Source organism: Rhodococcus sp. NPDC057014, from assembly GCF_042673295.1.
GTDB lineage: Bacteria > Actinomycetota > Actinomycetes > Mycobacteriales > Mycobacteriaceae > Rhodococcus_F.
In genome coordinates, this window is record NZ_JBHUSF010000061.1 from 1 (window position 1) to 25656 (window position 25656).

General features: G+C 69.2%; 12 protein-coding genes and 1 pseudogene. 9 read left to right on the forward strand and 4 right to left on the reverse strand.

What is annotated here, in order from left to right:
- The first annotated feature begins 9 nt into the window (after window positions 1-9).
- Both ACFTZB_RS14985 and ACFTZB_RS14990 read left to right on the forward strand, forming a co-directional pair.
- A complete protein-coding gene (locus ACFTZB_RS14985) occupies window positions 10-14001 on the forward strand; it encodes an amino acid adenylation domain-containing protein (protein WP_378432593.1) in 13992 nt (4663 codons plus the stop codon).
- Window positions 13998-15011 (forward strand): alpha/beta hydrolase, encoded by a 1014-nt coding sequence (locus ACFTZB_RS14990; protein WP_378432595.1) that lies wholly within the window; start codon window positions 13998-14000, stop codon window positions 15009-15011. Before ACFTZB_RS14985 ends, ACFTZB_RS14990 begins: the two co-directional genes overlap by 4 nt.
- 21 nt (window positions 15012-15032) lie before the next feature.
- Here ACFTZB_RS14990 and speB read toward each other — a convergent pair whose 3' ends face one another.
- Window positions 15033-16043 (reverse strand): agmatinase, encoded by a 1011-nt coding sequence (gene speB / locus ACFTZB_RS14995; protein WP_378432596.1) that lies wholly within the window; start codon window positions 16041-16043, stop codon window positions 15033-15035.
- Window positions 16044-16152: 109 nt separating this feature from the next.
- Between speB and ACFTZB_RS15000 the strand changes: the two genes are divergently transcribed.
- From ACFTZB_RS15000 to ACFTZB_RS15015, 4 genes are all read left to right on the forward strand, one after another.
- Window positions 16153-16773, forward strand: a complete 621-nt coding sequence (locus ACFTZB_RS15000; RefSeq protein ID WP_378432598.1) for a helix-turn-helix domain-containing protein — start codon at window positions 16153-16155, stop codon at window positions 16771-16773.
- 93 nt (window positions 16774-16866) lie between these two features.
- The gene (locus tag ACFTZB_RS15005; RefSeq protein ID WP_378432599.1) at window positions 16867-18324 is read left to right on the forward strand and encodes an amino acid permease; all 1458 of its coding nucleotides are present in this window, start codon (window positions 16867-16869) and stop codon (window positions 18322-18324) included.
- Window positions 18321-19121: a carbon-nitrogen hydrolase family protein gene (locus ACFTZB_RS15010; RefSeq protein WP_378432600.1), complete on the forward strand. Its 801-nt coding sequence runs from the start codon at window positions 18321-18323 to the stop codon at window positions 19119-19121. The genes ACFTZB_RS15005 and ACFTZB_RS15010 overlap by 4 nt, the downstream gene beginning before the upstream one ends.
- On the forward strand, window positions 19118-20818 hold the full coding sequence (locus ACFTZB_RS15015; RefSeq protein WP_378432601.1) for a flavin monoamine oxidase family protein: 1701 nt from the start codon (window positions 19118-19120) through the stop codon (window positions 20816-20818). Before ACFTZB_RS15010 ends, ACFTZB_RS15015 begins: the two co-directional genes overlap by 4 nt.
- A 32-nt stretch (window positions 20819-20850) precedes the next feature.
- On the opposite strand, the gene ACFTZB_RS15020 is transcribed toward ACFTZB_RS15015, so the two are convergent.
- The 3 genes and pseudogenes from ACFTZB_RS15020 to ACFTZB_RS15030 all read right to left on the reverse strand — a co-directional run bounded on the left by ACFTZB_RS15020 (window position 20851) and on the right by ACFTZB_RS15030 (window position 23177).
- Entirely contained in the window at window positions 20851-22188 is a 1338-nt protein-coding gene (locus ACFTZB_RS15020; RefSeq protein ID WP_378432602.1) for an amylo-alpha-1,6-glucosidase, read from the reverse strand.
- A 47-nt stretch (window positions 22189-22235) separates the two neighbouring features.
- Window positions 22236-23062, reverse strand: a pseudogene (locus tag ACFTZB_RS15025) (class I SAM-dependent methyltransferase).
- Entirely contained in the window at window positions 23055-23177 is a 123-nt protein-coding gene (locus ACFTZB_RS15030) for a hypothetical protein (RefSeq protein ID WP_378432603.1), read from the reverse strand. The pseudogene ACFTZB_RS15025 and the gene ACFTZB_RS15030 overlap by 8 nt, the downstream one beginning before the upstream one ends.
- Window positions 23178-23477: 300 nt before the next feature.
- Between ACFTZB_RS15030 and ACFTZB_RS15035 the strand changes: the two genes are divergently transcribed.
- From ACFTZB_RS15035 to ACFTZB_RS15045, 3 genes are all read left to right on the forward strand, one after another.
- The gene (locus tag ACFTZB_RS15035; protein WP_378432604.1) at window positions 23478-24515 is read left to right on the forward strand and encodes a hypothetical protein; all 1038 of its coding nucleotides are present in this window, start codon (window positions 23478-23480) and stop codon (window positions 24513-24515) included.
- Complete coding sequence (locus ACFTZB_RS15040; protein ID WP_378432605.1) at window positions 24508-25293, forward strand: hypothetical protein; 786 nt, start codon at window positions 24508-24510, stop codon at window positions 25291-25293. Before ACFTZB_RS15035 ends, ACFTZB_RS15040 begins: the two co-directional genes overlap by 8 nt.
- Window positions 25294-25448: 155 nt before the next feature.
- Window positions 25449-25655 (forward strand): heavy-metal-associated domain-containing protein, encoded by a 207-nt coding sequence (locus tag ACFTZB_RS15045; protein WP_378432606.1) that lies wholly within the window; start codon window positions 25449-25451, stop codon window positions 25653-25655.
- Window position 25656: the final 1 nt, after the last annotated feature.

A 25656-nucleotide genomic window follows, 5' to 3' on the forward strand; every position in this document is an offset into this window, starting at 1 on the left:
GGCCGGTTCATGGTGGCGCACGCGGCCCTCGCCACCCTCCTCGCGCGCCTCGCCGCCACCACGGACGTGGTGGTGGGCACTCCCGTCGCGGGGCGCGGCGAGCAGGCGCTCGACGATCTGGTGGGCATGTTCGTGGGGACCCTCGCGCTGCGGACCCACATCGATCCGGCGCACTCGTTCGCCGAGGTGCTGGGGCACGTCCGGGAGACCGATCTCGCGGCGTACGGCAACGCCGACCTGCCGTTCGAGCGGCTGATCGACCTGCTGCAACCGACACGCTCGCAGGCGTATTCGCCGATCTTCCAGGTGGCGCTGTCGCTCGAGGACCAGACCGTGGACCAGCTCACCCTGCCCGGGTTGTCCGTGTCCGCCATGGACCTCGGTGTGGTGCCCGCGAAGTTCGATCTGCAGTTGACCCTCCGCGCGGACGGCGCCGGAATGGCGGCGTCGTGGACGTTCGCCACCGACCTCTTCGACCGCGACACGATCGACTCGTTCTCCGTCCGCTTCGAACGGATCCTGCGGGCCGCGATCACCGAACCGGGGCGCGCGGTCGGCGACGTGGACCTACTGGACGCCGACGAACGCGCCGCACTGACCGTGCTGCCCGCACCCTCCGCCGTGGCCGCACGGACGTTGCCGGACATTTTCGCCCGCGGAGCCGGACACGGCGGGATCGCCCTCGTCTCGGAGGAGGGTGAACTCTCCTACGCGGACCTCGACGCGCAGTCGAACCAGTGGGCGCGAGTGCTCATCTCGCACGGCGCCGGGCCGGAAACGGTGGTGGCGCTGGCGCTTCCGCGGACGGCGCGGGCCGCCGTCGCCGTGTGGGCGGTGGCCAAGACGGGCGCCGCGTTCGTCCCCGTCGATCCGGGCTACCCACGCGAACGCATCGAGCACATGCTGTCCGACTCGGGTGCGACGCTGGGGTTGACCGACACCGCCACCGCGGCGGTGCTGCCGGGTGCTACCGAATGGCTGCTGCTGGACGACGCCGCACACGGCGCGTCGGCCGCGCCGGTCACCGACCGCGACCGCACGACGCCGCTGCGCCTGTCGCATCCGGCGTACCTGATCTACACGTCCGGCTCCACCGGAACTCCCAAGGGCGTCACGGTCACCCACACGGGGCTCAGTGCGTTCACGGCGGAGGCGCGCCCGGAACTGGGCACCACGGCGCAGTCCCGCGTGCTCCGCTTGTCGTCGGCGAGTTTCGACGGTTCCGTGTTCGAGATGATCCAGGCGTTCAGCGCCGGCGCCACCCTCGTGATCGCACCGCCGTCCGTGGTCGGTGGCGAAGACCTCACCGCCCTGCTCCGCGAGCAGCGTGTCACCCACGTGCTCACCGCCCCGGCCGCGCTGAGCACCGTCGACGCGAGTGGGCTCGACGACCTGCGCACCGTCGTCGTCGGGGGTGAAGTGTGTCCGCCGCAACTGGTCGAGCAGTTCGCCCCGGGGCGGCGGTTCTTCAACAGCTACGGCCCCACCGAGACCACCATCGTCATCACCATGGGTGAACCGCTCACCCCCGGCGCCGACATCACCATCGGCAGCCCGCTCGACGGCGCGCAGGCACTCGTCCTCGACTCCCGGCTGCGGCCGGTGCCGCAGGGTGTCACGGGTGAGCTGTATCTGTCCGGTCCCGGCCTCGCCCGCGGCTACCACGCGCGGTTCGGCCTGACGTCGGACCGGTTCGTCGCCAATCCTTGTGGTCCCCAGGGGTCCCGGATGTACCGGACCGGCGACCTGGTGCGGCGGCGCGCCGACGGGCAGCTCACATATGTGGGCCGCGCCGACGCCCAGGTGAAACTGCGGGGCCTGCGCCTCGAACTCGGCGAGGTCGAGGCCGCGCTGTCCCGGCATCGCGACGTGGTCGCCGCGGCGGCGTCCGTCCACCACCATCCGCGGCTCGGCGATCAACTCGTCGGCTATGTCGTGCCCGCGCCGGGCACCGGCCCCGATGTCTCCGACATCCTGGCGGCGGCGGCCGAAGTCCTGCCCCGCGCGCTCGTGCCGGCGACCGTCACCGTACTCGACGCCATTCCACTCACCCCGGCCGGCAAGATCGACCGCCCGGCACTGCCCGCGCCGACGTTCGCGGCGCGGACGGAGTTCCGGGCGCCGTCGACCGCATCCGAACTGCTTGTCGCGCAGGTGTTCACGGACATCCTCGGCGTCGACCGGGTGGGCGCCGACGACAGCTTCTTCGAGATCGGCGGCAACTCCCTGTCCGCCACGCAGGTGATCGCCCGCCTCCGCGCGGCCACCGGCACCTCCCTGTCCGTGCGGTCCCTGTTCGATGCGCCCACCGTCGCGGCCCTGGCCGCCGCCGTCGACACCGCGGGCACGTCCGACCGCCCGGTCCTCGCGGCACGTCCGAGACCGGACCGGATTCCGCTGTCCCCGGCGCAGGCGCGAGTGTGGTTCCTCAACCGCTTCGACCCGGCCTCCGCCGTCGACAACCTGCCGCTCGCCCTCCGCCTGACCGGGACGCTCGACGTCTCCGCGCTGCGGGCGGCGCTCGGCGACGTCCTCGACCGGCACGAGGCGCTGCGCACGATCTACCCCGATTCACCCACCGGGCCCCACCAGATCCTGCTGTCCCCCGAATCGGCGCTCCCGGACCTGACCGTGCTCGCCGTGAACGAAGACGAGGCACTGCAACGTGCCGTCGAGTTCGCGACCACCGGATTCGACCTCACCGCGGAAGCTCCTCTGCGCGCCGGTCTGTTCGCGGTGTCCGAGAACGAGCATCTCCTCGTCGTGGTGGTCCATCACATCGCCGCCGACGGCTTCTCGCTCGCGCCGCTGGCCCGCGACGTGATGCTCGCCTACACCGCCCGCGCGCAGCAGGACGTGCCCGCGTGGTCGCCGCTCCCGGTCCAGTACGCCGATTACAGCCTCTGGCACCGCGACCTGCTCGGCGACGAGCACGATCCCGCGTCGCTCGTTGCACGCCAGACCGACTACTGGGCACGCACTCTCGCCGATCTGCCGGACGAGCTCACCCTGCCCACCGACCGGCCGCGCCCGCGTCGGCAGTCGCACCGCGGCAGGGAACTGACGTTCGCCGTCGACGCCCACACGCACGGGTTGCTGCGCGAACTCGCGGCCGCTCGCGACGCCAGCCTGTTCATGACCGTGCACGCCGCCTACGCGGTGTTTCTGAGCCGGTTGTCGAACACTGCGGACATCGCGGTCGGGACTCCGGTCGCCGGTCGCGGCGAGCAGGCCCTCGACGACCTCGTGGGCATGTTCGTCAACACCCTGGTCCTGCGGACCCACGTCACCCCGGCGGCCACGTTCGAGGAGTTGGTGGAGCGCGCCCGCGACGCCGACCTCGGTGCGTTCTCGCATGCCGACGTTCCGTTCGAGCGGCTGGTGGAAGTACTCGATCCGGTTCGCTCCCAGGGTCGGCACCCGCTGTTCCAGGTGGCCCTGTCGTTCCACAATCACGCCCCCGCCACGTTCGACCTGCCCGGACTCGTGGTCTCGACCGTCCCGGCCGAGCTGCAGACCGCCGAATTCGATCTGCATCTGACGCTCACCGAGCAGGCGGAGGGCGGTATCCACGCGTCGTTCACCTATTCCACCGACCTGTTCGACGCCTCGACCGTCGCCACGTTCGCCGAACAGTTCACGCGCATCCTGCGGGCCGTGGCCGCCGACCCGACCACACCCGTCGGTGACGTGCCGCTGCTCGATTCGGGTGAATACGACGAACTGGTCGACATTCGCAACCGCACGGTCCATCCGCTTCCCGACGCCCTGCTGCTCGACGCCTTCGCCGATCAGGTTCGCCGGACGCCGGAAGCCGTGGCTGTCGTCTTCGAGGGCGAATCGCTGACCTACCGGGAGTTCGCGAACCGGGTCAACCAGGTCGCGCGGGTACTGATCGCCGAGGGTGTGGGACCGGAATCGTTGGTGGCCCTGGCCATGCGCCGCTCCCTCGACCTCGTCGTCGGCATGTACGCCGTCCTCACCGCCGGTGCCGGCTATGTACCCGTCGACCCCGACCACCCCACCGACCGCATCGGGTACATCCTCGACGCCGCCAACCCGATCTGCGTCCTGTCCACCACCCGGGACGCCTTTGCGAGCGACAGGCCCGTCCTCCTTCTCGACAACCTCGACGTCGACGGCATCTCCTTCGCACCGCTGACGAATGCGACGGTGCGCCCGGACGGTGTCGCGTACGTGATCTTCACGTCCGGTTCCACCGGCAAGCCGAAGGGTGTCACCGTCACCCACCGCGCCATCGTGAACCAGATCGCCTGGATGGCGAACCAGTATCCGCTGGGCGCCGGCGACGTGTATCTGCAGAAGACCGCAACCACATTCGACGTGTCACTGTGGGGTTACTTCCTACCCCTGGCCTCCGGCGCAACCCTCGTCGTCGCGACTCCGGACGGGCACCGCGACCCGCAGTACCTCGCCGAGCTGATCGACGAATACGCCGTCACCGCAACCGACTTCGTCCCGTCCATGCTCTCCGTGTTCGCGGAGTCCGTGGATCCACAGCAGATCACGTCCCTGCAACACGTGTTCGTGATCGGGGAGGCGCTGCCCGCCGCCACCGTCCACGACTTCACCCGCATCTCCACCGCCCGCCTCCACAACCTCTACGGGCCCACCGAAGCCGCCGTCTCCATCACCTACGCCGACGTCACCGACACCCCCGAGGGCGGCGCCGTCACCATCGGCACCCCTGAATGGAACAGCCGCACCTACGTCCTCGACTCGAGACTGCACCCCGTCCCCACCGGCGTCCCCGGCGAGCTCTACCTCGCCGGCGTCCAGCTGGCCCGCGGCTACCACGGCCGCGCCGACCTCACCGCCGACCGCTTCGTCGCCGACCCGTATTCCGACACGGGCGAACGCATGTATCGCACCGGCGACCTCGTCCGCTGGACCACCACCGGCGAACTCGACTACATCGGCCGCACCGACTTCCAGGTCAAATTCCGCGGCCAACGGATCGAACTCGGCGAAATCGAAACCGCCCTCCTCACCCACACCGGCGTGTCGCAGGCCGCGGTCCTCGTCGTCCCCACCCCCACCGGCGACCACCTCGCCGCCTACATCGTCCCCACCACCGGCACGAACCTCGACACGAACGCTCTGCGCACCCACATCGCGCAGACCCTGCCGACCTACATGCTGCCCGAGACCATCCTCACCCTCGACAACTTTCCTCTCGGCACCTCCGGCAAACTCGACCGAAAATCCCTCCCCGCACCGGTATTCGAAACCCGCACCTTCCGGGCACCGACCACCCACGCCGAAACCACCGTCGCCCACACCTTCACCGACGTCCTCGGCGTCGAACCCATCGGACTCGACGACGACTTCTTCGCCCTCGGCGGCAACTCCCTCATCGCCACCCAGGTCGCCGCCCGCCTCGGCCGCGCCCTCGACACCCGCATCCCCGTCCGCGAACTCTTCGAAAACCCCACCGTCGAAGCACTCGCCGCCCGCGTCGCCGGGCTCGCCGGCGCGGGTGGCGGGACGGCCCTCGTGGCGGCCCCGCGTCCCGAGCGAATCCCGCTGTCGCCGGCGCAGAATCGGATGTGGTTCCTCAACCGCTTCGATCCCGACTCGGCTGCCTACAACCTGCCGCTGGCGATCCGGCTGACCGGGACCCTGAACGTCGCGGCCCTCCACACCGCCGTCCACGACGTGCTGGAACGCCACGAGTCGCTGCGCACCGTGTTCCCCGACGACGGCGACGGCCCCGTGCAGGTGATCCTGCCCGCAGCCCGGGTCGACCTCGATCTCACCCCGGTGGACGTGACCGCCGACGACCTTCCGGCCGAGGTTCGCCGCACCCTGCACGGCGGCTTCGACGTGACCGCGGGAATCCCCGTCCGGGGAAGGCTTCTGCGCACCGCCGTCGACGACTACGTGCTCGTGATCGTCGTGCACCACATCAGCGGCGACGCCGTGTCCATGGGCCCGCTCGCCCGCGATGTCATGGTCGCCTACACCGCCCGAAGTGCGGGCCGGGCGCCGGACTGGTCACCGCTGCCGATGCAGTACGCCGATTTCGCGATCTGGCAGCATGCGGCACTCGGCTCCGAGACCGACCCGGAATCGTTGTCCGCTCGGCAGATCCGGTACTGGACCGAGACGCTGTCCGGGCTGCCGGACCTTGTGGAGTTGCCGACCGATCGGCCGCGCCCGCCCGTGCCTTCGCAGCGCGGCGACACCGTGCGCTTCGACGTGCCTGCGGCCACCGCCGCCGCGCTCGAGAAGACGGCCCGCGATCACGGCGCCACGGTGTTCATGGTGCTGCATGCGGCGCTGGCGGTCGTGCTGTCGCGGTTGTCGTCGACGTCCGACATCGCCGTGGGCACCCCGGTCGGGGGTCGCGGTGAGCAGCACCTGGACGACCTGGTCGGGATGTTCGTCAACACCCTGGTCCTGCGCACGCACGTCACGGCGCACGAGAGTTTCGCCGAACTCCTGACGCGGGTGCGCGACACCGACCTCGGCGCGTACGGTCACGCGGACATCCCGTTCGAGCGGCTCGTCGACGTCCTGGCCCCCGCCCGCACGCAGGCCCACACCCCACTGTTCCAGGTGGCGCTGTCATTCGAGCACCGCGGCGTCACCCGTTTCGCATTGCCCGGTGTGACCGTGGAACCCGTTCCGTTCGAGACGGACACCGCCCAGTTCGATCTCGCGTTGGTCGTGTCCGAGGGCGAATCGCCGGGCGGGTTGTCGGGCGCGCTGCGCTTCGCCACCGACCTCTTCGACCGCACGACCGCGGAGGACTTCACAAGGCGGTTCGTCCGTGTCCTCGACGCGGCCGTGTCCGACCCGGGCACGGTCGTCGGCGACATCGACCTCCTGGATCCGGCCGAGTGGGCGGCGATCCCCGTTCGAGGTGTGCCGTCGGCGCCCCCGGTCACCCTCGACGGCCTGATCGACACCGCCATCCGCACCGACCCGGACGCGTCCGCGCTGAGCTGGAACGGCCGGGAGTACACGTACCGCGAGGCGGACGAGTGGTCGACGCGCCTGGCCCGGGTGCTGCTCGAGCACGGCGTGGGTCCGGAATCGTTCGTGGCCCTGGCACTCCCGCGTTCGCTCGAATCGGTGCTGTCCGTGTGGGCGGTCGCCAAGACGGGTGCCGCGTACGTGCCGGTGGACCCGACGTACCCGGCGGATCGCATCGCGCACATCCTCACCGACTCGGGCGCCGCGCTCGGTGTCACGCTGTCCGGTGAGCGGGCCGCGTTGCCGGACACCGTCGTGTGGCTGACCCTCGACACCGCCGACGTGACCGCCCGGCACGAGTCCGCGGGTGCCGAACCGATCACCGACATGGACAGGGTCCGCCCGGTCCGCGCCGAGAATCCGGCGTACATGATCTACACGTCCGGCTCGACGGGTCTGCCCAAGGGCGTCGTCGTCACCCACGGCGGCATCGCGAACCTCGCCGCCGAACGCCGCGAGCACTACCGCATCGACCAGTCGTCCCGCTTCCTGCACAAGGCGTCGCCGAGCTTCGACATGGCCGTCGGCGAGATGGTGTCGGCCCTGAGCGCCGCCGCCACGCTGGTGATCACCCCGACCGAGATCGTGGGCGGCGACGACCTGTCCGCGCTCCTGGACCGTCAGCGGGTCACGCATGCGCTGATCACCCCGGCGGTGCTGGCCACGATGGATCCGGGCGGACACCCGCAGTTGCGGGTGCTCGGTGTCGGCGGCGAGGCGTGCACCCCCGAACTCGTCGCCCGCTGGCAACCCGGCCGCACCATGCTGAACGGCTACGGGCCCACCGAGGCCACCGACATCTCCACCGTCGGCGACCTCACCGCCGGGCAGTCGATCACCATCGGGCACCCGGTGCGCGGCTTCGAGGTCATGGTCCTCGACGCGCGTCTGCGTCCCGTCCCCGCCGGGGTTTCCGGCGAACTGTACGTCGCGGGACCGGCACTGGCCCGCGGCTACCACGCCCGGCACGGACTCACCGCCGAACGCTTCGTCGCCAACCCCCACGGCGCCCCCGGCGACCGCATGTACCGCACCGGCGACGTCGTCCGCTGGAACGCAACGCACGGACTGGAGTACTTCGGCCGCGGCGACAGCCAGGTGAAGATCCGCGGCAACCGGATCGAGCTGGGGGAGATCGAGTCCGCGGCGTCCCGGCACGACACGGTGGCGCAGGCGGCCGTCGTCGTCCACGACACCCCGTCGGGTCAGCGTCTCGCCGCCTACCTCGTGCCTGCCGCCGGACACGGAGTCGACACGGACATGGTCCGGCGCCACCTCGAGGACACCCTGCCGGCGCCGATGATCCCGGACGCCTACGTGGTGATCGAGGCGCTGCCGGTGACGGTGAACGGGAAACTCGACCGCGCGGCGCTGCCGGAGCCCGTGTTCGTCACCACGACCACACGGTTCCGCGCGCCGGTCACCGACACCGAGAAGGTCCTGGCGGCCGTGTTCGCCGAACTCCTCGGCGTCCCGACGGTCGGCGTCGACGATTCGTTCTTCGGCCTGGGCGGCGACAGCATCGCGTCGATCCAGCTGGCGTCGCGGGCGAAGGCCCACGGTCTGATCGTCTCGCCCCGGGACGTGTTCGAGCACAAGACCGTTGCCGCCCTCGCACAGGTCGCGGCCCGGGCCACCGACACCGAACCCGTCGTGCTCGAGGAACTTCCGGGTGGCGGTGTCGGCTCGCTGCCGCTCACCCCGGTGATGCGTCTGGTCACCGAGCGCGGGGGCACCCTCGACCGCTACTCGCAGTCGGTCGCGCTGGAATTGCCGGTGGGCATCGACCGGGCGGGTCTGCTCGCGACGCTGTCCGCCGTGATCGATCACCACGACATGCTGCGCGCCCGCCTCGTCGGCGACGACGGGCTCGAGGTGGCACCGGCAGGCGCGGTCGACGTCGCCTCCCTCGTGCACCGGGTCGACTGGGATCCGCGTGTCGATCCGACCGAACCGGCAGGCCGGGAACTAGATTCGGCGCTGGGCCGCCTGAATCCGCGGGCCGGCATCATGCTGCAGTGCGTCTGGCTCGACCCGGTGGGCGCACCCGGACGCAGCGGCCGTCTGATCGTCGCCGCCCACCATCTGGTGGTCGACGGCGTGTCGTGGCGCATCCTGATTCCGGATCTGATCGCCGCCTGGGCGCAGATCTCGTCCGGTGGTGCCGCGACGCTCCCGCCGGTCGGCACGTCGATGCGGCGGTGGGCGCACGCCCTCACCGAGTGTGCGCGCAGCCCGGAACGTGTTGCGGAGCTTCCTCTCTGGCAGCGGATTCTCGACGGTCCCGATCCGACGCTCGGGTCCCGGCCGTTCGACCCGGCCCTCGACGTCCTGGCGACCGTGGACCACGTGCGCGTCGAACTCGACGCGTCGGTGACACGATCACTCGTGACGTCCGTTCCGGCCGCCTTCCGGGGCGGTGTGGCCGACGGGCTGATCGCCGCGTTCGCCCTGGCCGTGAGCGCCTGGCGACGGCGCCGGGGCATCGAGGAGCCGTCGCTGCTCCTGCAACTCGAGGGCCACGGACGCGAGGAGCAGGCGGCGCCCGGCGCCGATCTCTCCCGCACGGTCGGGTGGTTCACCAGCGTCTATCCGGTTCGTCTCGACCTCGGCGGAATCGACGTCGACGCCGCCCTGGCGGGGACGGCCGACACCTCCCGCGCCGTCAAGGCCGTCAAGGAGGACCTGCTCGCGGTGCCCGCCCGCGGGCTGGGCTATGGGCTGCTGCGCCATCTCAACTCCGAGACGGCCGCCGCGCTGCAGGAACTCCCGACCCCTCAGGTCAGCTTCAACTACCTGGGCCGGGTCTCCGAGACGGACATCCCGGAGGAGTTCGCGCACCTGGGCTGGACCCCGGCCACGGACATCGACGACCTTCGCGGCGCCGGCAGCGACGACATGCCCGCCGCCGCCGTTCTCGACGTCAATGCGATCGTCACCGGCGTGGACGGCGAATCCCGGCTGACGGCCACGTTCTCGTATCCCCGGGAACTGCTGTCGGATACCGACGTCCGGGAACTGGCCGAACTGTGGACGCGCGCGCTCACCGCGGTCGCGGGGCACGTGGACGGCGGAACGGCGGGCGGGCTCACCCCGTCCGACGTGCCCCTCGTCCTGGTGGGGCAGCGGGACCTCGAACTGTGGGAAGAGCAGTTCGAGGCGCTGTCCGACGTCTGGTCGCTGTCGCCGCTGCAGCACGGGCTCGCGTTCCACGCACAGCTCGCGCAGGACACGGTGGACGTCTACACGACGCAGACGGTGCTCGAACTCGGCGGCGTCGTGGACGCCGACCGGATGCGCGCGGCGATCTGCGCGCTGCTCGACCGGCACCCGAACCTGCGCACCGCGTTCGTCGGCGCGAGCACCGGCGAACTCGTGCAGGTGGTCCTCGACCGCGTGGAGATTCCGTGGCGCACCGTCGATCTCGGGTCCGTGGACGCGACCGACCGGGTGACTGCGCGGGAGGAGGCGCTCGTCGCCGACCGCGAACGCCGCTTCGATCTCGCGTCGCCCCCGCTGCTGCGGTTCACGCTGATCGACGACGGCGACGGGCACCACGCGCTCGCCGTCACCCTGCACCACATCCTCGTCGACGGCTGGTCCATGCCGCTGCTGCTGAAGGAACTCCTGGTCCTGTACGCGACGCGGGGTGACAGTTCCGTGTTGCCACGGGTGCCGTCGTACCGCGCGTTCCTGTCGTGGCTGGCGTCGCGCGACCGGGCCGCGTCCCGGCAGGTGTGGGCCGAGGCACTGACCGGCGTCGAACAGCCGACGCTCGTCGCCTCCGACGGTCCCGGACTACCCGGGCCCGCACAGGTGGTCGCGGTGGACGCGGACGCCGGAGTCGAACTGTCCGCACAACTGACCGCGCTGGGGGCGGAACTCGGTGTCACGCTCAACACGCTCGTGCAGGCCGCGTGGGGAATCCTGCTGTCCCGCATGCTCGGCCGCGACGACGTCGTGTTCGGGGCGACGGTGTCGGGGCGGCCCGCTGAGCTCGAGGGCGTCGAGTCGATGGTCGGCCTGTTCATCAACACCCTGCCCGTGCGGGTGCGGGTCGATCCGGACGAGTCGGCGGCCGGCCTCCTGATCCGGGTGCAGCGGGAACAGGCGACCCTGCTCGATCACCACTATCTCGGCCTGAGCGACGTGCAGCAGACCACCGGCAGCGGTGCGCTGTTCGACACGCTGACGGTGTTCGAGTCGTATCCCGTGGACACCGCGGCGCTGGCCGAGGTGACGTCGATCGACGGCATGACCGTCCTCGGCGTGTCCGGCGAGGAAGCCACGCACTACCCGCTCACCCTGACGGTGTTCGCCGACAACGGGTTGCGGTTCACGCTGAGGTATCACACCGACGTGTTCGACGCGCAGTACGTGACCGCGCTCCGCGCACGGCTGCTGAAGGTGCTCGCCGCGCTGGTCGCCGACCCCGCCGCACCGATCGGCCGGATCGAGATCCTCGAGGCCGACGAACGCGCGGCCCTCGCCCCCGTCCGCGGTCGGCCGGCCGCCGCGCCGGCCACGCTTGCCGGGATCATCGACGCCGCAGCGACTTCCGCCCCCGACGGGATCGCGCTGTCCTGGCAGGGGCGCGACTGGACGTACCGCGAGGCGGACGCCTGGTCGAACCGGCTGGCCCGGCTGCTGCTCGCGCGGGGTGTGGGTCCCGAAACGTTTGTCGCGGTCGCGTTGTCGCGGTCGGTGGAATCGGTGCTGTCGGTGTGGGCGGTGGCCAAGACCGGTGCCGCGTACCTTCCGGTCGATCCGACGTACCCGATGGACCGCATCGACCACATGCTGTTCGACTCCGGTGCCGCCCTCGGCATCACCGTCGACGGGGAGCGGGACGCCCTGCCGGACAGCGTGTCCTGGCTCGTCCTCGACGAACTCGCGGACGCACTCGAAGCCGCACCGGCCACCCCGGTGACCGATGCGGAACGCGCGCGGCCCGTGCGCGTCGAGAATCCGGCGTACATGATCTACACGTCCGGCTCCACCGGGCGGCCCAAGGGCGTCGTGGTCACCCACGGCGGGCTGGCGAACCTCGCGACCGAACGCCGCGAGCACTACCGCGTCGACCAGTCGTCGCGGTTCCTGCACAACACGTCGCCCAGCTTCGACATGGCGGTCGGCGAGATGATGTCCGCCCTGTCCGCCGCGGCGACGCTGGTGATCACCCCGCCGACCGTGATCGGCGGGGACGAACTGGCGGCCTTCGTCCGCGGTGAGCACGTGACGCACGCGCTGATCACCCCGGCCATGCTGTCGTCGATCGACCCTGCGGGCCTGGAGGAACTGCGCGTCCTCGGTGTCGGCGGCGAGGCGTGCACCCCCGAACTCGTCGCCCGCTGGCAACCCGGCCGCACCATGCTCAACGGCTACGGACCCACCGAGGCCACCGACATCTCCACCGTCGGCGACCTCACCGCCGGGCAGCCGATCACGATCGGGCACCCGGTGCGCGGCTTCGAGGTCATGGTCCTCGACGCGCGTCTGCGTCCCGTCCCCGCCGGGGTTTCCGGCGAACTGTACGTCGCAGGACCGGCACTGGCCCGCGGCTACCACGCCCGGCACGGCCTCACCGCCGAACGGTTCATCGCCAACCCCCACGGCGCCCCCGGCGACCGCATGTACCGCACCGGTGACGTCGTCCGCTGGAACGCGGCGGGAGAACTGGAGTACAGCGGACGCTCGGATCATCAGGTGAAGATCCGCGGCTATCGCATCGAACTCGGCGAAATCGACGCCGCCGTCCTCGAACACCCCGACGTGGACTACGTGATCACCCTCGGCCGCCGCGGGCCGTCCGGCGACACGGTGCTCGTGTCGTACGTGGTCCCCGCCGCGGCCTCGGCCCCCGACCCCGCGCGGATTCGCGCGTTCGTGTCCGAGTTCCTTCCGACGCACATGGTGCCGTCGGCGGTGGTGTGCATCGATTCCGTCCCGCTCACCCCCACCGGGAAGCTCGACGGGGACGCGCTGCCCCGACCCGATTTCGTTGCCGCCGAATACCGTCCGCCGGCCGAGGGGCATGAGAGCGCGATCGCGACGGTCTTCGCCGAGGTCCTCGGGATCGACCGGGTCGGCGCCGACGACAACTTCTTCGACCTCGGGGGCACGTCGCTGTCCGCCATGCGGGCGGTGAGCCGGCTGCGGGCAAGCAGCGAAGTGACCGTGTCGCTGCAATGGCTGATGACGGAGCCGACACCGGCCGCGATCGCCGCGCGCATGGACGCGGCGGGCGGCGACACCGGGGACACCGCCCTCGACGTGGTCTTCCCGATCCGCGCCGGCGGCACGGGCACACCGGTGTTCTGGATCCACCCGATCAGCGGACTGTCGTGGTGCTACACGAGATTCGCGGAACACATCGACGAGGACCGGCCCGTGTTCGGCATCCAGACCCCGGCCGTCGCGGGAGAGGTGCTGCCCGGTTCGATCGAGGAACTCGCCGCCCGGTATCTCGCCGAGGTCCGGCGGATTCAGCCGGACGGTCCCTACCATCTGGCCGGCTGGTCGATCGGCGGCGTCATCGCCCACGCGATGGCGGTGCAACTGCAGCAGTCCGGACACGCGGTCGGCACACTGGTGATGATCGACAGCTTCGCGGAGACGCAGCAGTCGCAGGAGATCACCGAACAGCCGGCACCCGGGGACGGCGAGGACACGGCCGCCGTGCTGTCGGCCCTGAGCCCCGAGCACGTGCGCCGCCTGACCGCGGCCGCGCACCACAACGCGGGCCTCATGCACGACTACCGGCCCGGGTTGTTCGACGGCGACGTGCTGTTCTTCACGGCGGCGCACGACGACCCGACGCTGCGGCGAGCGGTCGGCACCTGGCGCCCCTGGGTGAACGGCCGGATCACGAATCACCCGGTGGAGTCGGATCATTGGCAGATCACCGAACCTGCCGCGGTCCGGGTGATCGGCCCGCTGCTCGCCGACTACCTCACCGACGGCGCGCATCACGTTTCGAGAATGGAGATCGACCGATGAGACTGTTCACCGCGGGCATCATTGTCGTCGCCGCATTCCTGGGCCTGCCCGGCCCGGTGGCGACGGCCGAGCCCGCCGACGGTGGTGCGGTGGTGGCGCCGAGCGCGTCCGGCAGCCTCGACCGGATCGAGAAGATCGACGATCGTCGCTGGAACGTCTTCGTGTACTCGCCGTCGATGAACGAGGTCGTGGAACTGCAGGTGCTGCGCCCCGCCGACACGAGCGTCCCGCGTCCCACGCTGTATCTGCTGAACGGCGCCGGGGCCGGTGAGGACGGCGCCAACTGGATTCGGCAGACCGACATCGTCGACTTCTTCGCCGACAAGAACGCGAACGTCGTGATCCCCGTCGGCGGTTACATCAGCTACTACACCGACTGGCGGAACGACGACCCCGTCCTCGGACGCAACAAGTGGCAGACGTTCCTCACCGAGGAACTTCCCCCGGTGCTCGACACCGCGCTCGGCGCCGACGGGGTGAACGCGATCGGCGGTCTGTCGATGTCGGCCGGCTCGGTGATCGACCTCGCGGTCCAGGCACCGGGCCTGTACCGGGGCGTCGCGTCGTACAGCGGTTGCGCGATGACGAGCGACCCGGTCGGGCAGAACCTGGTCCGGCTCGTGGTCGAGGTGGTGGGCGGCGGCAACACCGAGAACATGTGGGGCCCCACCGACGACCCGGCCTGGACGGCGCACGACCCCTACGTCAACGCGGACAAACTCCGCGGGCTGGAGCTGTACATCTCCAACGCCAGTGGGCTGCCCGGACCGTACGAATCGCTCGGCGCCGTCCGCCCCGTCGGGGCGCCGCCGCTCCCGGACCAGATCGTGATCGGCGGCGTCATCGAGGCGGCGACGAACTACTGCACGCACCGGCTGGTCGACCGGCTCGACACCCTCGGCATCCCCGCGACCGTGAACTTCCGGGACACCGGCACCCATTCGTGGGGCTACTGGCAAGACGCCCTGCACGAATCGTGGCCCGTCCTCGCCCGAGCACTCGACCTCTGAGTTCGGGCGGGGACGGACGCATCACTTCGTCACAAACGCCGCCTGCCGGAGTGCCTCACCGCGGCCTGCCCGTCCGGAAGCCGACGACGCGTTGATCGCGAGCACCGACAGCAACTCGTACGCGACGTGCGCTGCCGCGATGCCGGTGATCTCGGCATGGTCGTATGCGGGCGCGACCTCCACGATGTCGGCGCCGACCACGTTCAGGCCGACGAGTCCGCGCAGCGTGTTCAGCAGTTCGCGGGACGTCATGCCGCCGGCCTCGGGGGTTCCGGTGCCCGGCGCGTGCGCGGGGTCGAGGACGTCGATGTCCACGGACACGTAGACCGGACCGCCGTCGAGCCGCCGGCGCATCCGTTCGACGATGCTGGCGACGCCGTCCACCTCGTAGTCGTCGGAGCGGATGACCTGGAAGCCGAGAACGGCGTCGTCCTCGAGGTCCTTCTTGCTGTACAGCGGGCCGCGGATGCCGATGTGCTGCGACCGCTCGAGGTCGATCAGCCCCTCCTCGCTGGCCCGCCGGAACGGGGTGCCGTGCGTGAAGGGGGCGCCGAAGTAGGTGTCCCACGTGTCGAGGTGCGCGTCGAAGTGCAGGACGGCGATCGGACCGTGGTCGCGGGCGAGCGACCGCAGGATCGGCAGCGCGATGGTGTGGTCGCCGCCGAGCGTCAGCACGGTCGAGCCGTCCTTGCGCAGGTCGGTGACGGCGCCGTCGACGGTGGCCAGGGCTTCCTGGATGTCGAACGGGTTGACGCCGATGTCACCGAAGTCGGCGACCTGCTGCGCACCGAAGGGGTGCACGTCGAGTGCGGGGTTGTACGGGCGGAGCAGCTTCGACGCGGCGCGGATGTGGCCGGGGCCGAAGCGTGCGCCGGGACGGTAGCTCACTCCGGAGTCGAACGGGACGCCCAGCACCGTGACGTCTGCACGGGACACCTCGTCGAGTCGGGGGAGGCGGGCGAACGTGCTGGGTTCGGCGTAACGCGGGGTGCGGGTCGCGTCGACGGGGCCCTTTATGTCGTCTGTACTCATCGGAATCCTTCGGTGTGTGCCGGAGACGTGGCTTCGTCGTATCGTTTCCTTGGAACGCATTCTTGTCAACACTTGTTTCCTATACGAGACACGAACGAAGGATCGATACATGGCGAACGAGCTCGCAGCCGAAGGCGCGTCGGGCGTCGACGCGCCCAGGATCGGCCCCCGACTCAAGGCGGCGCGGCTGGCCCAGCGCCTGACGCTCGACGAACTGGCCGCGAGCTGCGGCATCACCAAGGGCTACCTGTCGAAGATCGAGCGGGACCACGCGAGCGCGTCCGTCGCCACGCTGGTGCGGATCTGCGCCGCGCTGAACATTCCCGTCGGGTCGCTGTTCGAGAGCTCCGCCGCAGGTGAGGTCGTGCGGGCCGACAACTACCCGCCGATCAGCTTCGGCGGGGAACGCATGGCCGAGTTCCTGCTGACGCCGTTCGGTGAGCGCCGCATCCAGTCGCTTCTGAGCAGGATCGAACCGGGCGGCGGGAGCGGGTCCGAGACGTACGAACTGCCGGTCGACGTCGCCTTCGTCTACGTCGTGTCGGGCGAGATCTGCATTTCCTTCAACGGCCCGGGGGCAGGCGAGGACGTGTCGCTCGCGACCGGGGACGCGTTCACCTTCTCCCCACAGTTGCCGCACAGCTTCCGCGCGCTCGGCGACGACACCGCGACCGTTCTGTGGATTCTGGCCCCAGCACTACCGGACGACGTCCGGCCCACGTCCCGATAGGAAACCATCAAGCGGTTTAGGAAACATGTGTTGACAGCGACGGCTCGCCCGTTCATTGTTGTCCACGTCACTCCACCGCTCAGGAGCTCAACGTTGGACATCACCAAAACTTCTCCGCGCCCGCCGGGACTGGCCGGCGCACTGCGCGCCCGCAAATCGGTCGAGGCGATCGTGGCGCGCAACGACCAGGAACCCGGTCACGGTCTCAAGAGGTCGATGGGCCTGGTGCATCTCACCGCACTGAGCATCGGTGCGTCGCTGGGAACGGGCATCTTCGTCATCCTCGGCGAGGCGACGCCCAAGGCCGGCCCTGCCGTCGTCCTCGCCTTCGTGCTCGCGGCGTTCACCGCCCTCTTCTCCGCCCTCTCCTACGCGGAACTCGCGGGCAGCATCCCCGTCTCCGGCAGCTCCTACTCGTACACCTACGCGACCATGGGCGAACTGTTCGCGTGGATCTGCGGGTGGTGTCTGATGCTCGAGTACGGCGTCTCGGTCGCGGCCGTCGCCGTCGGGTGGGGCGAGTACATCAACGAACTCCTCCACGGCATGTTCGGCATCGCGCTCCCCGCCGCGATCAGCGAATCACCGGGAGCGGGCGGCATCGTCAACGTGCCCGCCATCGTCATCGTGCTCGTCGCGGTGGCACTGCTGACCCGGGGAGCGTCCGAGAGCGCCCTGGTCAACACGATCATGGTCGCGCTGAAGGTCCTCGTGCTCGTGTTCTTCTGCGCGGTCGCGTTCACCGCGTTCCGCGCCGGGAACTTCGCACCGTTCGTTCCCCTCGGCGCGGCAGGCGTGACGGCCGCGGCCTCCCAGGTGTTCTTCGCCTACATCGGATTCGACGCCGCCTCGACCGCCGGCGACGAGGCGAAGAACCCGAAACGCGACCTGCCCCGCGCCATCATCCTCTCCCTCGTGATCGTCACAGCCCTCTACTGCCTGGTCGCGATCGCCGCCGTCGGCGCGATGCCCTGGCAGGACATCGCCGGTGAGGGCGCCGCACTCGCGACCATCCTGAATGCCGCGACCACCAGCACCTGGCCCGCCATCTTCCTGTCCGCGGGCGCGGTGATCGCCATCGCCAGCGTCGTCCTCGCCGTGATGTACGGGCAGACCCGCATTCTGTACGCGATGTCGCTCGACGGTCTCGTTCCGCGGATCTTCTCCCGCGTCAGCCCGCGCACCCGGGTGCCCGTCGTCAATATCGTCGTCGTCGGCGCCGTCGTCTCCGCGCTCGCCGGGTTCGTGCCGCTGGGCGAACTCGCCGACGCCACGAGTATCGGCTCGCTGTTCGCATTCATGCTCGTCAACATCGCCGTCATCATCCTGCGCCGCCGCCACCCCGACCTGCACCGCAGCTTCCGGACCCCGCTCTTCCCGCTGATGCCCGTCCTCGGCGTCGTGTTCTGCGCGCTGCTGCTGTTCGGCCTCGGCGTCTCGACGTGGGTGGCGTTCGCGCTGTGGATGGCGGTCGGGCTCGCGATCTACTTCGCGTACGGCATCCGCAAGTCCGAACTCCGCAACAGCCCGGAGGAGGTGCCGGCGCCATGAGGGCAGCACTGTTCCAAGGGCCCGAGCTCTCCTTCGACGTGGCGGCGAACCTTTCCGCCATCGCCTCCGCCGCGCAGAGCGCGGCCGCATCCGGAGCGTCCATCCTGATCTGTCCGGAAATGTCGGCCACCGGCTACAACATCGGATCCCTCATCGCGGAGCGAGCCGAACCCGCCGACGGACCGATCGCGGCACGGATCGCGGAGATCGCGCACGAGTCGGGCATCACCGTCGTCTACGGCTACCCGGAGGCGGACGGCGACGTGGTCTACAACAGCGTGCAGGCCCTCGACCCGTCCGGGAACTCGCTCGCGAACTACCGCAAGACCCACCTGTTCGGCGACCTCGACCGCACGCACTTCGCGGCCGGCGACGAACTGGTGGTCCAGTTCGACCACGCCGGGATCCGGTGCGGACTCCTGATCTGCTACGACGTCGAGTTCCCGGAAGCCGTTCGCGCCCATGCCGACCGGGGAACCCAGTGGCTGATCGTCCCCACCGGTCTGATGAGTCCATACGAATTCATCGCGGAGAGCGTCGTCCCCGCCCGGGCCTACGAGAGCCAGTTGTTCGTCACGTACGTCAACCGGTGCGGCACCGAAACCGACCTCGACTACTGCGGATCCAGTTGCGCGATCGCACCCGACGGCACCGAACTCGCCCGGGCGGGCCGCCACGAAGAACTGGTGACCGTCGACCTCGACCTCGACGTCCTCCGCCGATCCCGCCGCGACAACACCCATCTCGACGACCGACGCGTCGACCTCTACCCCTTCCTGCAGGAGAAGACTTCATGACGATCCCCGTCACCCCGGACAGCACCGCCACGGACACCGACGTCCCGCCGCTGACGATGTTCGGTCCCGACTTCCCGTTCGCCTACGACGACTACGTCACTCACCCGTCGGGCCTCGGTTCGGTGCCCGCCGACCGGCACGGCACCGAGGTGGCGGTGATCGGAGGCGGACTGTCGGGCATGGTCACGGCGTACGAGCTGATGAAGCTCGGCCTCAAACCGATTGTCTACGAAGCAGATCAGATCGGTGGCCGGATGCGGTCGCAGCCGTTCGAGGGACACCCGGGTGTGGTGGCCGAGATGGGCGCGATGCGGTTCCCACCGTCGTCGACCACCCTGTTCCACTACCTCGACGCCACCGGGCTGCGGACCGAGGCGTTCCCCAACCCGCTCGCCGACGCCACCCCCAGCACGGTCATCGACCTCAAGGGCGAAACGTACTACGCACAGCACCTCGACGACCTGCCACCCGTGTTCCGGGAGGTCTCCGACGCGTGGCAGCGCACGCTCGAGGAGCACGCCGAACTGATCCCGCTGCAGCAGGCGATCCGCGACCGCGACACCGCCGAACTGAAGCGGATCTGGAACGATCTGGTGGTCCGACTGGACGATCAGACGTTCTACGGCTTCCTCGCCTCGTCCAAGCACTTCGCATCGTTCCATCACCGGGAAGTGTTCGGGCAAGTCGGTTTCGGAACGGGCGGCTGGGACACCGATTTCCCCAACTCGATCCTCGAGATCCTGCGCGTCGTGATCACCGCCGCCGACGACCACCACCGCGGCATCGTCGGCGGGTCGCAACAACTGCCGCTGCACCTGTGGACGGACACCCCGACGGGGATGGCGCACTGGCCGGACGGCACGTCGGTGCGCTCTCTGAACGGCGGGGACACCCGCCCCCGCGTCACCGCGGTCCGGCGCACCGCGCCGCACCAGGTGACCGTCACCGACTCGTCCGGGGAGATCCGCACCTACCCGGCCGCCGTCTTCACCGCGCAGAGCTGGATGCTGCTCAACAATATTCACTGCGACGACGACCTGTTCCCGATCGACCACTGGACCGCCATCGAACGCACCCACTACATGGGTTCGACGAAGGTGTTCGCGCTCGTGGACCGTCCGTTCTGGAAGGACAAGGACCCGGTCACCGGTCGCGACCTCGTCAGCATGACGCTGACCGATCGGATGAGCCGCGGCACCTACCTTCTCGACCAGGGCGACGACAAGCCCGGCCTGATCTGCCTGTCCTACACGTGGTCCGACGATTCACTCAAACTGCTGCCGCTCGACGCGACGGAGCGGATGAACCTCATGATCAAGTCGCTCGAGGAGATCTACCCGGGCGTCGACTTCCGCAGTCACATCATCGCCACGCCGGTCACGCTGTCGTGGGAGACCGAACGCGACTTCATGGGTGCGTTCAAGGCGAACCTGCCCGGCCACTACCGGTACCAGGAGCGGCTGTTCAGCCATTTCATGCAGGACGAACTCGACCCGCGGCATCGCGGCATCTTCCTGGCCGGCGACGACATCTCGTGGACCGCGGGCTGGGCGGAAGGCGCCGTGCAGACCGCACTCAACGCCGTCTGGGGAGTGATGCACCACCTCGGCGGCGCCGCCCCCGCCGACAACCCCGGCCCCGGCGACCGGTACGCCGAACTCGGTCCCATGCGCTTCGCGCCCGTGAGTACTTGTTAACCACGGGCGGTTAACAAGTACTCACGGGTGCGTCAGCCCAACCAGTCCAAAACCGCTGCGGCCGTCCACGACTGCTGCATGCTGCCGAGGGGCTGCCCAGTGAACGGCTCGTAGTATTCGGCGAAGCTGCCGTCGCTCGCCTGTCGCAGTCCCTCGGACCGCAGCAGGTGGGCGCGCTCGGCCCACCCGCGGCGGGCGAACGCCCAGGAGAACAACCACGTCATCACCGGCCACACCGGACCGCGCCAGTATTCGCGCGGACGGAAGTCGCCCGACACCGGCGACGTCGACGGCGGCACGGCGTACCGGAGGTCGGGGTGGCCGCAGAATTTCGGCCCCTCGAACGTGCGGATCAGGGCGCGTTCGGCGTCGCGGCTCAGGCCTCCGCACAGGAGTGGGGAGAACATGGCGAGGGTTTCGGTGGAAATCCACCGGCCGCTGCGCAGATCGAAATCGCGTGCCGCACCCGACCTTTCGTCGGTGGTGGTGAGGACGCCCTGCCGGAACCGGGCCGCCCACCCGTGCAGTTCCCGGACGTCGGAGTTCGGCATCGAGTGTTCCTCGCCGATGGTCGCGAGCACCTCACACGCCATCGAGAACACGGCGCTGACGAACACGTCCTCCACGGCGAAGCTCATGGCGGTGGCCAGTTCCTCGTCGTCGTAGCGGACGGTCTTCATCTCCTCGAGCAGCCACAGGTAGCGGTCGTACTCGCCGTTCGACGGCCGCTGCCCCGTGTCGGCGACGTGGGACAGGTCCTCGCGCAGATACGCGGGCATCGCCCCGGCCACGACGTTGGCGTACGAGTGGTCCCAGCGCGGCGAGTTGTCCATGCCCGACTCCCAGCCGTGGTACAGCGCGATGCGGCCGTTGCCGTCGAGGTCGCGGGCGTGTGCCAGCCAGCGGTGCCAGCGCACGAGGTCGGGCCAGCGCCGGTCGAGGAACTCCTCGGCGACGGCGCGGGTGCTGCGACCGTGCCTGCGTGAGTGGTCGAGGATGCGCTGCACGGCGATGGCGTGGACGGGCGGCTGCGTGATCCCCGACGTCTGCGTTCCGCTCGGCGCGTGCGCCGCGAGGGTCCCGCATTCCCACCGCCCGGGGCCGGGGAAGTATCCGTCGACGCCGTTCGCGAACACGATGTGCGGGATCATCCCGTTCTTCCACTGCGCCGACAGCAGGGTGTCGAGTTCGACGACGGCCCGCTCCACGCTGAGGGGCGCCAGTCCGACCGCGACGAACGCCGCGTCCCAACTCCACATGTGCGGGTACAGGCGCGGCGCGGCGCTCGTCATCGTGCCGAGGTCGTTGCCGCGAAGCAGGTACGCGGCACGTGCCGCGAGCTGTGTGGGGGTGAATCCGCGGTCCGCCATTGCCCCATTCTGCTGCGGGTCGGGCCACACCGCTCGTCGGACGGGGTTCAGCCCGCGAATCCGCACAGGGTCAGCGTCGGACGGGAGTTGCGCAGCGGCCGCATATCCGACAGCCGGCGGAGGAAAGCCGAACCCCACAGGCCCCGGCCGAGCGGTAACGCGACCTCGCGGGTGAATGCGACGTCCGGGACCCGTGCGGGCAGTTCCGCGGCCTCGCCGGCGGAGAGGTGGAACGGCATCGGCGGGACGGTGTAGTCGCCGTGGATCCGCAGTCCCTTCTGCGTCTTGCGGCTGAACCATTTCGGCACCGAGTCGAACATCATCCGGCCCCCGGGGAATCGCCGGGCGCAGTCGGCGATCAGGGACAGCGACTCGTCGGGAGACAGATACATCAGAAGGCCCTCCGCCGAGACGAACACACCCCGGCCGGTGTCGACGTGGTCCATCCACGACCGATCCAGCGCGGACACTGCGAGTGTGGTGACGTTCGGCTCGTCCGGCAGCAGTTGCCGGCGCAGCGCGACCACCTCGGGCAGGTCGATCGACACCCACCGGACGTCGGGGTCGCCGATCCGCCAGTAACTGGTCTGCAATCCTTCACCGAGCGCGACGACGGTTCCGCCGGGGTGGCCAGCGAGGAACGCCCGGATCTCGTCGTCGAACGCCTGCGCGCGCAGGGGTGGGATTGGCTGGGTTTCCCGAAGTTCTCGTACGGATAGTCGAGGGTCTCGTAGAGCTTCACGGCGAGCGGGTCCGCGAACGCGGTGTCCGGGCGCGCCGCCTCGACGGCACGGTTGCGGAGCGTCCACATCATCGTCGCGGGCACACCGGTCAGGGTGGTGGCGTCCACCCGCTTCCGGCCGTCGTCAGGCATTCCGCACCGGGTCGGGGTTCTCGGCGAGCGGTGTGCGGCGCAGCGTCTGGGTGCGCAACGTGTCCATCGACATTGCCAGGCTCCGTTTCCGGGTGAGATGCGGTACTCCACTCAACCACCTTTTCGGGCCCGCGTGGGCGAGGGAACACTCACTACCAGGTACTTCGCCCGGTGATGGCCCGCATGACGGCGATCACCGACTTCGAGCAGTGCACCCAGGACGCCCGCGGCTTCACGCCGGCCAGGGCTCAAGGCCGCGACGGCCTGTTCCGGTTCCGTCGTTGTTCGCCTCGCGAATAGACAACACGGGCATATACATCATCTGATAGACATTTTCAAACAAACTAAAGAGGTAAGGTGCAATTAAGTTTGTACTTGCAGTTCAAGACCTATCGGTGGTGAAGGAGGTTCGTAGATGGACTCCTCTAATCAACTTTTGACGAGTGCGTTGCAGCTGTTGCGCGCCGCCGAGATCCGGGTAGTCTCCGGGGGCCCCGCCGACATGCTCTTGATTCTCCCGGACGGTCGCACGCAGGCGGTACAGGTCAAGGTCCGCCTGAAGCCCCCGCCGCCCAGCCTGCTCGAGAATCTCCGCCTTCGATACCCCGACGCGCGGTTCCTCTTCGTCACGACCCACACAACCCCCTACCTGAGACGGCTCGCCGAACTAGGGGGCGTCGATGTCATCGCGGTCCATGAAAGTGTTGCCATCTTCTCCGGCACCACGATCACCGTTCCGACGCCATATGACGGTGGCCCAGAAGCGCTGGTAGTGCGGCGTGGTCGCAAGCCATGGACCCGATGGGCTGTTGAGCGGATGCTACTCCTCACCGACCAACCGATGACCCAAGTAGATCTAGCGGCGACGTTGGCGGTCACACAGCAGTCCGTGTCCCACGTTCTACGGCACCACCGGTACGCGACTCGCACCGAAAACGGATGGATCCTCGAGCAGCGCAGCGATTCGCTCGGGATGCACCTCAATGAATACCCAGGCCCGGGTGGCGCCTCGACTTACTGGTACGGGTTAGATCCCGCGGTACGACAGGGTGCGGATGCGGCAAAGTTCACCGCAGAGATGGGCGTGGACTGCTTACAGACCGGCGATATCGCTGCGGACGTATACGCGCCCTGGCGCCTGCCTGCGATCGCCTCGCTATACACCCGCGAGTTGCTCGACTTCACGCCCGCAGGATTTACACCAGCCAGCGACAGTGAGCACACTTTGGAAGCAACTGTTCCGGAGGATCCCACTGTCTGGCGCACCGCCAAGGCTGCCGCGGAACTATCCCCGGTCCGCGTCGATCCGATCGTCGTACTGCAGGATGTTGCTCCCGTGAGGGTCGACCCGATCATCGCGTTGCACGATGTTCTGCGCAGCCCTGGCCCCGATGCAGTGGAGGCCGCCGAACATCTGCGCAGTGCTATAGAGGCAGGAACGTGGCGTGGCTGATGCGGCCCGAGTCGACATGTTTTCCGCGTCGAATGCGGCGGACCTCGGTCTGCGAGCGCTGGCAGACCTCGCGGAAGCCGCTGAGGGGCACGATTACCGGGTCGTCGGTGGCCACATGGTGCACATTCTCACCCAGGTGTACCCCACCCCGGATGCGGTTGCCCGCGTCACGGCCGACGCCGACGCGGGAATCGACACCGTCGTCGCCGGTAACGACGGTCTTCACGAGAGCCTTCTCGCCCGCGGCTACGAACTCGTCAAGGGGAACCACTACGAAGCCCTATCCGGAGTCGCGAACAAGCCACTCGAAATCGACCTGTTAGTGCCGCTTACGACCGGGCAGCGACGAGAAACAGTGGTAATCGGAGATCGCGGGTTCGACGCCATCCCCGGCCTGAGCCTGGCATTAAACGCGGAAGCCCTCGACGTCACGGTTCATGCAAGCCTGCAGGGTGGTGGCAAGTTGACATTTGACGTGCGACTGCCCGACGTCGAAGCCGCAGTGGTGCTCAAGGCCCTCGCCTGGCAAAGTCGCTTGGCGGACAAGGACATCGCAGATCTCTGTTCCCTCTTGACGATCGTTCACCAACACAAGGACCAACTGAGGACCGGGTGGAAGCTCAACCAGCCGAAGAAAGGTACGCGAGGTGACGCTGCACGAGCGCTCCACACCCTCCTCGAGATGATCGACCGCCAACAAAGAATCGGCGGACTCACGATGGCCGCCCCGAGGCTGGGGGCTCTAATTCGCGCTCATGTCAGCGAGCCACCCCGCTGATCTTTCTGCAGAAATGCAGGGCAACCGTGGATGCCGTTGAGATGGCGCCCGTTGAGGGTGGCGGAAGATTCGTCGCCGCCTCCTTGCGGAAATACGGTAGGGGGGTATGGTAGTTCTCAGGAAGACATCGATACCCCGAAGAGAGGCGAACCCCCGTGAGCACCTCCAGCGTCACCGTCACCGGCATGACCTGCGACCACTGCGTGTCCTCGGTCACCGAGGAGATCAGCGCACTTCCCGGCGTCACCGCCGTGAACGTCGATCTGGCCACCGGCACGGTCGTCATCGACAGCACCACCGACCTCGACCCGGGCGCCGTCGCGGATGCCGTCGAGGAAGCCGGATACTCCGTCGCCGGCTGAG